Annotated in this window: 9 protein-coding genes; 6 read left to right on the top strand and 3 right to left on the bottom strand. The window is 66.2% G+C overall.

The features are described from left to right. Positions 1–304: 304 nt before the first annotated feature. Both ACIN94_RS19300 and ACIN94_RS19305 read left to right on the top strand, forming a co-directional pair. Positions 305–871 (top strand): RNA polymerase sigma factor, encoded by a 567-nt coding sequence (locus ACIN94_RS19300; RefSeq protein ID WP_400707744.1) that lies wholly within the window; start codon positions 305–307, stop codon positions 869–871. Then, entirely contained in the window at positions 868–1,860 is a 993-nt protein-coding gene (locus tag ACIN94_RS19305; protein ID WP_400707747.1) for a CU044_5270 family protein, read from the top strand. Before ACIN94_RS19300 ends, ACIN94_RS19305 begins: the two co-directional genes overlap by 4 nt. A gap of 228 nt (positions 1,861–2,088) precedes the next feature. Here ACIN94_RS19305 and ACIN94_RS19310 read toward each other — a convergent pair whose 3' ends face one another. Further along, positions 2,089–3,075: an NAD(P)-dependent alcohol dehydrogenase gene (locus tag ACIN94_RS19310; RefSeq protein ID WP_400707750.1), complete on the bottom strand. Its 987-nt coding sequence runs from the start codon at positions 3,073–3,075 to the stop codon at positions 2,089–2,091. Positions 3,076–3,246: 171 nt separating this feature from the next. Here ACIN94_RS19310 and ACIN94_RS19315 point away from each other — a divergent pair, with 171 nt between their 5' ends. Further along, the gene (locus tag ACIN94_RS19315) at positions 3,247–3,918 is read left to right on the top strand and encodes a DUF2306 domain-containing protein (RefSeq protein WP_400707753.1); all 672 of its coding nucleotides are present in this window, start codon (positions 3,247–3,249) and stop codon (positions 3,916–3,918) included. On the opposite strand, the gene ACIN94_RS19320 is transcribed toward ACIN94_RS19315, so the two are convergent. Both ACIN94_RS19320 and ACIN94_RS19325 read right to left on the bottom strand, forming a co-directional pair. Then, positions 3,915–4,571: a response regulator gene (locus ACIN94_RS19320; RefSeq protein WP_400707756.1), complete on the bottom strand. Its 657-nt coding sequence runs from the start codon at positions 4,569–4,571 to the stop codon at positions 3,915–3,917. The two genes, ACIN94_RS19315 and ACIN94_RS19320, sit on opposite strands and share 4 nt — an antisense overlap. Then, positions 4,568–5,701, bottom strand: a complete 1,134-nt coding sequence (locus ACIN94_RS19325; protein WP_400707759.1) for a sensor histidine kinase — start codon at positions 5,699–5,701, stop codon at positions 4,568–4,570. The genes ACIN94_RS19320 and ACIN94_RS19325 overlap by 4 nt, the downstream gene beginning before the upstream one ends. Positions 5,702–6,353: 652 nt before the next feature. Between ACIN94_RS19325 and ACIN94_RS19330 the strand changes: the two genes are divergently transcribed. The 3 genes from ACIN94_RS19330 to ACIN94_RS19340 all read left to right on the top strand — a co-directional run bounded on the left by ACIN94_RS19330 (position 6,354) and on the right by ACIN94_RS19340 (position 8,048). Continuing rightward, complete coding sequence (locus ACIN94_RS19330; RefSeq protein ID WP_400707762.1) at positions 6,354–6,479, top strand: hypothetical protein; 126 nt, start codon at positions 6,354–6,356, stop codon at positions 6,477–6,479. A 136-nt stretch (positions 6,480–6,615) separates the two neighbouring features. After that, entirely contained in the window at positions 6,616–6,861 is a 246-nt protein-coding gene (locus tag ACIN94_RS19335) for a tyrosine-type recombinase/integrase (protein ID WP_400707765.1), read from the top strand. A gap of 770 nt (positions 6,862–7,631) precedes the next feature. Then, the gene (locus ACIN94_RS19340; RefSeq protein WP_400707768.1) at positions 7,632–8,048 is read left to right on the top strand and encodes a hypothetical protein; all 417 of its coding nucleotides are present in this window, start codon (positions 7,632–7,634) and stop codon (positions 8,046–8,048) included. The last annotated feature ends 396 nt before the right edge of the window (positions 8,049–8,444 follow it).

An 8,444-nucleotide genomic window follows, 5' to 3' on the forward strand; every position in this document is an offset into this window, starting at 1 on the left:
ACGCGATCGAGCAGGACGACGCCGTGGCCGCTCAGGACGCGATGCGCGTGCACATGCGCCAGGTCCGCAGCGAACTGGCGATGTTGCTGGGCCGGTCGGCGGCGACACCGGCCGGACTGTCTGAGGCTGGTGCCCGGGCTCGTTCGTCGCCCGCGTGGTCGTGTGGCTCGCGGAACTGGTGTGCGCGGTCTCCGTGGGTGGTGCGGGGAGGGAACCTGTTTTCGTCATCCGGATAAATACAGACGTGAAATCAATTGAGGCACTCTCGGAGGGCGGTACGGCAGGGTTCGGGAGGCCGATCCCTGTGGACGACTCGACGATCATCGATGCGTCCCTACGAGATCCCGAGCGTTTCGCCGAGCTGTTCGACCGGCATGCCGCCGTGCTGCACCGCTACGTCGTTCGGCGCCTTGGCCCAGACCACGCCGAGGACGTGGTGGCCGAGGCGTTCACCAGAGCGTTCGCGAAACGGCACAGGTATGCCCTCGACCGTTCTGACGCCCTGCCGTGGCTGTACGGCATCGCCACCAACATCATCGGTAGTCACCACAGGGCCGAGGTGCGCGGCTACCGGGCCCTCGCCCGCACCGGGGAGGACCCGGTGGCTGCGGCCTTCGACGACCGGGTGGTCGCCAGGGTCGCCGCCTCGGCCACCCGCGAACGGCTCGCCGCCGCCCTGGCCAAGCTCGGCCGGGGCGAGCGCGACGTCCTGCTGCTGATCGCCTGGGGCGACCTCAGCTACGAGGAGACCGCGCGAGCGCTGGACGTGCCCATCGGGACCGTCCGCTCTCGACTGTCCCGCGCCCGCCGCAAGATCGCCAATGCCCTTGGCGGCACCAATCCGACCGACTTGATCGAGGAGACACTGTGAACGACCTGGACATCGTCCGAGACCTGCGCTCACAGGTGCGGCAGAGCGAAGAGCACGATCTTCACGGTGCGCGGCGGCGCTTACTGGCCGCGATGGCCCCCCCGCCAAAGGGCCGCAGGGTGGTACCCCGTACGGTGCTGCGTGTGGCGACCGCTGGCACCCTCGGCCTCGCGATCACCGCGGGCGTCACAGTCGTGCAGAACCTCGGCACGGACGGCCATGGGAAGGGAACCACCAGTGCTCCGGCGTGGCTGCCCGTCGCGAACGCGGAGATACTGGCCAAGCGAGCGACCGCGGCAGCGGTTGGAACCGAGGACATCTATCCCCGCGCCGACCAGTGGATCTACGCCAAGAACGACATCTACTCCTCACCGAAGGTAACGCCCGAGTCGAAGGTGCCGCCCACCGGCGGAGGGAAGAGCGGCTCGCGGTACACGATGGAAACGTGGACTCGGGGCGACGGCAAGAAGGCGGCACGACGTGCTGAAGATGGCACGCTGATCACAGCAGTCGTCAGTCAACTGGACCGTAAGCCACGACAGCACGGCCTCGCTTACCTGCGCTCGCTTCCCCTGGAGCCGTCCGCCTTGCTCGAACGCCTGAAAAAGGACAACACGACGAGCGGCTCTCCGCGGTTGGAGGCGATCGCGGTGTTCCACCAAGTCCACGGGCTCCTCCAGGAGGTCACGCCGCCGCCCCGCCTGCGCGCCGCCCTCTACACCATCATCTCGCGCCTGGACGGCGTCGGGATGGAGGAGAAGGTGCACGATCTGGCGGGCCGAGAGGGGAGCGGGATCTACATGGATGACCAGGGATTCCGTCGCGAGATCATCGTCGACCCGAACACGTACGCGTTCCTTGGGGTGCGCGGGTTCTACCTGAATGGGAAGCGGATGCCGGACGGCCGCACGTTCTCGAAAGGGGAAGCGGTCTACTCGATCGCTCGCCTAGCCGACGGGATCGTGGACCACGCAGGGGACATCCCGTAAACCAGGGTCGCAGCAGGTTCTACCGAGGGGTGGTGCTCGCGCCCGGCATCAACGACACCGTGGGCGGCAACACCATCGCCTGCGACAACAAGGTCACCGGCGGACGCCTCACCAAGAAGGGGAGCTGTACCTGACACCCCGTGTCGCCTTGACCGGGCCCTCGTCGGCTCCGTACCGGCTGTAGGCCGTGGCGTGTCACGTGTGGGACGCCTCCGGTGAGGGCGCCGCTCAGACGGAGATGACGACCTTGCCGGGGGCGTGGCCCTCCTCCAGGTAGCCGATTGCCCTGGGGATTTCTTCGAAGGGGTAGTGACGGTCGATGATCGGGATCACTCGTTTGTCGTTCAGGAATGCGCTCAACGTCTGCAGGTTCTGTTTGGGGCTGGGGCACTTGAGGGCGTCTGCCACCGATATCCGCTGGCCGACGAAGCGGGATACCGCCAGGGCGGAGAGCACATGGCCCATGGGTTGTATCCAGCGACCGGGCAGGCCGCCGACCACCACGTAGGCCCCCTTGGGGCGCAGGATGCGGCGGGAGACGGAGACCGGTCGGCTTCCGGCGATGTCCAGGAACAGGTCGTAGCGCTGGGTCTCGCGGGTGAAGTCCTGGGTGGTGTAGTCGATGACCTTGGTCGCGCCAAGGGAGTGGACCAGGTCCACGTTCCGGGCGCTGCAGACGCCGGTGACCTCGGTGCCGAGGGCGCGGGCGAGTTGCACGGCGAACGTGCCGACCCCACCGGACGCGCCGTTGATGAGAACACGCTGGCCGGGCAGGATATGACCCTCGTCGCGCAGGGCGAGGAGGGCGGTGTTGGCGGCCATGGGAACCGCGGCGGCCTCCTCGTACGAGAGGTTCTCCGGCTTCGGGGCGAGGTCGGATTCGCGGACGCAGACATATTCGGCGAAGCCGCCACCGCTGATGACGGCGAAGACGTCGTCGCCGGGGCGGAATTCCGTGACGTTTCTGCCGACGGATTCGACCTGGCCGGAGATGTCGGCGCCCAGGATGGTGACCTTGGGGGTGCGGAGCGCGAGGCCGCCGGGCATCAGGCGGGCCAGGTACGGCTCGCCGCGCATGTTATGCCAGTCGTACGGATTGACGGAGCCGGCACGTACCCGGACCAGGACCTCGTCGTCGCGAGGAACGGGGACGGGGATTTCGGTAAGCGTCAGGACATCGGGTGGCCCGTACGAGCGTGAGACGAACGCCTTCATCGCCATCTCCTTATGCGAGTCAATGCGGGTGCGGAGGTAGTCAAAAGGCTAAGAAACGCGGCCAGACCACCGAATCAGCCGAAAGTACGCCTGATCGCTGGACGATCGGCTGACCTGAATCGGGCCGTTCGTGTGATGAGCAGACATGGGCGAAGAAGTCACGATCCCCTCATGACCGAAAGCAGTGTGAGGGGCACCAAGCCCCAGAAAGTACAGCCCGGCGGACGGGACGCCAAAGTCCCCGGATGGATGGGGCCCACCGGCCTGATCATGCTCAGCGTGATTCCGGTGGTCGCCGGTGCGCTGCGTTTGGGGGAATTGGCAGGTGGTGCGGCGGTCACCCCAGCTAACGCGCGATTCTTCGCGACACCGCTACCCGTGGTGTTACACATCATCGGAGCGTCGCTCTACGGCATTGTGGGCGCCTTCCAGTTCGCGAAGAGGTTCCGTCGTCGGAGGCCGGGCTGGCACCGCATGGCAGGACGGATTCTCGTTGTATGCGGACTTGTCGCCGCACTCTCCGGCCTGTGGATGACCGTGTTCTATCCTCGCCCGGATGGCGACGGCGATCTCCTCGCGGTGTTCCGGCTCGTGTTCGGCACGGCGATGGCGGCCTCCCTCGTTCTCGGCTTCACCGCCATCCGGCGGAGAGATTTCCGCCGCCACCGCGCCTGGATGATCCGCGCCTACGCGATCGGCATGGCCGCAGGCACCCAGGCGTTCACCCAACTCCCCTGGATGCTCCTCGTTGGCCCCCTCGGCGAGATCCCCAGAGCCCTGCTCGTGGCCGCCGGATGGATCATCAACCTCGCCGTGGCCGAGTGGATCATCCGCAGACCCTAGTTCCTGACCCGATGGGTCTCGTACGCCCACATGGCGATTTCCACCCGGTTCCGGGCGCCAAGCTTGGCCATCAGGCTGGCGATATGGGTCTTGACGGTGCTGAGTGAGATGTGAAGTTCGTCAGCGATCTCACTGTTGGTACGCCCCCGGGCCACCGTGGCGAGAATCTGCTCCTCACGCTCGGTGAGCGCCTCGATGGGACGGACCGGCGGCGCGGCGGGCCCGGCGTGCGCGAAGGCGGTGAGCAGGCGGGCGGTGACGCTCGGAGCGATGAGGGCGTCACCGGCCGCCGCGGCGTGAACGGCCTGGGAGAGCAGCTCGGCGCCGGCGTTCTTCAGCAGGAACCCCCGGGCTCCCGCGCGCAGTGCCGCGTAGACGTACTCGTCGAGGTCGAAGGTGGTGATGACCACGACGGCGAGTGGGTCGTCGACAGTGGGCCCGGCGAGCATCCGGGTGGCCTCGATGCCGTTGAGCACGGGCATCCGGATGTCGAAAAGGCACACATCCGGCCGAAGCCGCCGGGCGAGTTCGACCGCTCGCCGCCCGTCGGCGGCCTCGCCGACCACCTCGATCCCCGGCTGCGCGTTGAGGATCATCACCAGTCCGGTACGGACGATCTCCTGGTCATCGGCGACCAGCACCCGGATGCTCACCTGGCCACTCCGGTACGCGGCAGCACAGCGGTGACACTCCATCCCCGGTCGGGATTGGGGCCTGCCACACAGGTCCCCCCGAGGAGATCAGCCCGTTCGATCATGCCGGTGATCCCGTAACCGGGTGTCCCTGCGGGGCGAACGGGATCGCCGTCATCGCTCACGTACAGACGGACCGACGTGTCGTCGGCGCTGACCCGAACCAGGACGCGGGTGGCGTGCCGCGCGTGGCGCCGGGCGTTGGTGACCGACTCCTGGGCGAGGCGGTAGATCGCGGCCTCGACGGAAGGGGAGAGGCCGACGGTGTCGCCCTCGATCTCCACCTGGACGGACGGGCCGGATTGTCCCGGGCTTTCGAGCTGGGAGAGATCGGCGATGCTCCGCCCAGGCGCCAGGTCCGCGGGCGCGTTCCGGCGGAGGACGTGAACCATGGCGCGCATCTCGGCGAGCGCCTGGGCCGCCTCGGCCTCGATCACCTGCAACGCCTCGGTGGCGGCGTCCGGCCGCGACGCCGCCGTCGCCAACCCTGCCTGCGCCCGGATCGCCATCGCCGAGACGTGATGGGCGACGGTGTCATGCAGATCTCGGGCCAGTTGCTCACGTTCGAGCAGTTTGACCTGGTCAAGCTCCCGCGTCCGCGCCCTCGTCCGGTACCGGAACGCCGCTCCCACGGCGATCACCGAGAACACGACGGCGAAGGCGGCGGCGGTGTCGGCGGGACCGGGATAGTCCACAACCACGGAGAACGCGGCTTTGACGAGAATGATCGTCAACCCGATGATCGCCTCTCGCCCGGACCCCCACCGGAACAGCGCATAGGGCAGGAGAAGCAGATAGATCATGGTGTTGGACTCGGGCGAGTCGCCACCCGCCAGCACCTGGGCCACACCCGACACGCCGAACGCGATCACGACCATCAGCAGCGGCTGGGTGCGGCGCCACAACAAGGTGGGCACCAGCCCGACCGCGAGGCTCACCGAAATGACCCGTGAGGGCATGTCCGGCCGTACCACTCCTTCGAGTAGCGCGACCGGCAGCAACACCCCCACGAGCACCCAGTCTCGCCACACCCGCCGCGGTGCGTTGGGGGAACGGGGCTCGTACCACACGGAGCGAATAAGGCCGTGCACGAAGTCATGGTACGAGAGCCCCCACCACCAACAATCAGCCCAAAGTAGGAGACATTTCGCTCACCGGATTGGTAGTCGTCGCGGACGACGTCTCAAAAGTGGATTAACCGGTTCGTTGGAGGAGGAAGGTGACGAAGCCCAGGATGCCGCGGTAGCCGTTCAGCCTGTACTGCTTCAAAAGTCGTCGCAGGGAGCTTGACCTGCGGATCGACCTGAGACGGTGGCTCAGGCAAGATCGGTTCTTGTGCCTCTCCGTCTCTTCTACCTGCTCATGATCCGGATGTTCGGCTGGCTGGTGCTCCTAGGCCGTGGTCAAGCGTCCAAGAACATCGAGATCATGATGCTCCGACGCGCCCCGATGTCGTCCTCGGTGACCGCGGCTACGACCACGACAAGTACCGCAAGCTCGTCCGGGGCCTGGGCGTCCGCCCACAGAGCGTTAGGAGCTCTTAGCGATCTTCAGGGGTGCCAGGCTGAGGCCGTGCCTGGGTCGTGGTGGGCGGGATGAGCAGGCTTCCACTCAGCCAGCTACGGCCTCGGCTCACGCGCGGGCCATCATCCCGGAGCCGAGGCCCCTTGCCGGAGGCATTTGCTCGACTGCGGCGCACCATTGGCGCATACTGCGCTCGGTTCCTTTTTTGAGGGGTGGTCAATGTTCGGGCTCGGGCTGGCAGAGCTGTTCCTGATCGTGTTTGAGGTAGCCCTACTGTTTGCGGTCGTCTACTTCGCGGTGCGGCTCGCGCTGCGGCACGACCGGAAGAGGAACGGCGGTCAGTAGGCCGTCACCTGGACGGCGATGCGGCGCTGCCCTTGATCGCCCTCCTGAAGCTCCATAGAGAGGCGCAGAGAGCCGGACGGGAGGCGGCGGGGGAGAGGCGGGGGAGAAGTGGCAGGACTGGGATCTCGTGTGGGGCATGCCGGATGGGAGCCCCATCGATGCCAAAGACGGCTGGGACGAGTGGAAGGGACTCCTGAAGCTCGCCGAGATCGATAAGGACGCCCGTGTTCACGATGCTCGCCACATGGCCGCGACGCTGCTCCTGGAGCAAGGTGTGGACATCCGGGTGGTTCAGGTGATCCTCGGCCATTCCCAGCTCACCACGGCCAAGCGCTACACACACGTGAACTGGCCGTCAAGCCGGACGGCCTCTGGCTGGTAATCGTTAGCGGGGCTTGGACCGTCGAGACGATCGAGGCCGGGACGGACACCCCATTCGAGAGATCGAGGTTGTGGCTCTTGCCGCTCTTGGAGAGGCCGCGAGTTGAGGTGGAGAGCGAGGCCGGACCCCTGCTTGGTCCGGATGATCCGGACCTTGCCGAGGCGCTGCGGATGGTCGTTCAGTGTGGCCTGATACAGCGGTCGGACTACTGGCTCTCACGGACCCTGACATGGATGGTTCCTGACGAGATTGCGCTCTGCGCCGACCTGCTCCGGGAGATCGCTCTCGGACAGCGAGGGTCCCAAGCTACTCAGCACGCTGCGAAACGACTCTTGAAAGAGAGCGGGCTCTGGTTACCTGGCCGTCACCGACTGTCGTAGCCAGTTTGGAAGATTTCGGGCCGCGCCGCTCTGAGCTGCTAAGCAGCAGGTCAGTGGCTTTATGGCGGTCGCCTTAAGTCCCCCGCGATTCACCATTTTTTACTTCCTGACGGGCGCGCGACGGGCACGGCCTGACCTTCTGATCCGTAGGTCCCCAAACGATCTCCAGGACCGTTCAGGATCGTTCGCTGCGCTGGTCGGAGGTCGCCCCGCTGTTCAGGTCCGTACGGCTCAGTTCACGATCGTCCGCTCGGGTGGCTCCCAAAGAAACGGACCGGAGCGCCGCGGGGCGGAAATATGTGGGAACCGTCACATCGAGTACGACTCGTGGGTGGTGACCGTCGGCCGGTGGTATGCATGATCATACTTATGGCAATCGAAAGGATATTCGTGCGCACACGTAAGCTGGCGACCCTCCTGGCGGGCGCGGCCCTGGCCTCCACCACGCTGGTGGTGGGCGCCGCCCCGGCCAGCGCGGCCGGACCCTGCGGCAGCAGCTACTCCCGGGTCGGCGTCTACGCCATCCCCAAGACCGGGACCCGCACAGGCACGCTGGAGGTGTACTACAGCTCCAGCGCCGGAAAGAACTGCGCCTTGGCCTACGGTTACGGTTCCAACTACGGCACCACGACCTGGAAGGGCGTTTCGATATCGAGAGCCAACGGCACGGGGTACGAGGTCAATGCCGACTATTTCCAGTACTACGCTGGCCCGGTGTACGTCTCAGCTCCTGGCCAGTGTATTAACGTGAGCGGATCAGTAGTGGCCGGGACGAGCACCTCGCTCAACAACGTGCATTGTGGCTGAACCTCTCCTGACCAGGCCGGGTGCTCCCAGAGGGGCTGGGGTGGAGGTAGCCGTCGAGTTGGCCACGGATCTGCTGAGCCAGCGGATCATGGACGCCCTCGCCGCATGAACCGACATGATCAGGTGAACAACGAAGGGTCTCGGATCACTCCGGGGCCCTTCGTCGTGCGCTGGGGGCTCATCCCGCAGACGTCCCGAAACCCCGGCCTCGACGTGCGGAAACGTGGCCCCTTTCATCCCGCGTATATCCCGCGACCACCGACAGACAGGGGCTCTCGGCGGCCTATGGTTGCATGTGGGGGGTCACGTCCAGCGAAGTGGTGTATGAGTTGATCTCCGCGTGATCCTGTTTCTGCAGGTTAAGCGGTAAGTGTCTGCGGAATGGGTTTCTGCTGC

Source organism: Streptosporangium sp. NPDC087985, from assembly GCF_044741965.1.
Lineage (GTDB): Bacteria > Actinomycetota > Actinomycetes > Streptosporangiales > Streptosporangiaceae > Streptosporangium.

Excerpts from the sequence above, each read along its gene's own strand:
- ACIN94_RS19310 (WP_400707750.1), bottom strand. The coding sequence starts at position 3,075 with ATGAAGGCGTTCGTCTCACGCTCGTACGGGCCACCCGATGTCCTGACG.
- ACIN94_RS19315 (WP_400707753.1), top strand. The coding sequence starts at position 3,247 with ATGACCGAAAGCAGTGTGAGGGGCACCAAGCCCCAGAAAGTACAGCCC.
- ACIN94_RS19330 (WP_400707762.1), top strand. The coding sequence starts at position 6,354 with ATGTTCGGGCTCGGGCTGGCAGAGCTGTTCCTGATCGTGTTTGAGGTA.
- ACIN94_RS19335 (WP_400707765.1), top strand. The coding sequence starts at position 6,616 with ATGCCGGATGGGAGCCCCATCGATGCCAAAGACGGCTGGGACGAGTGG.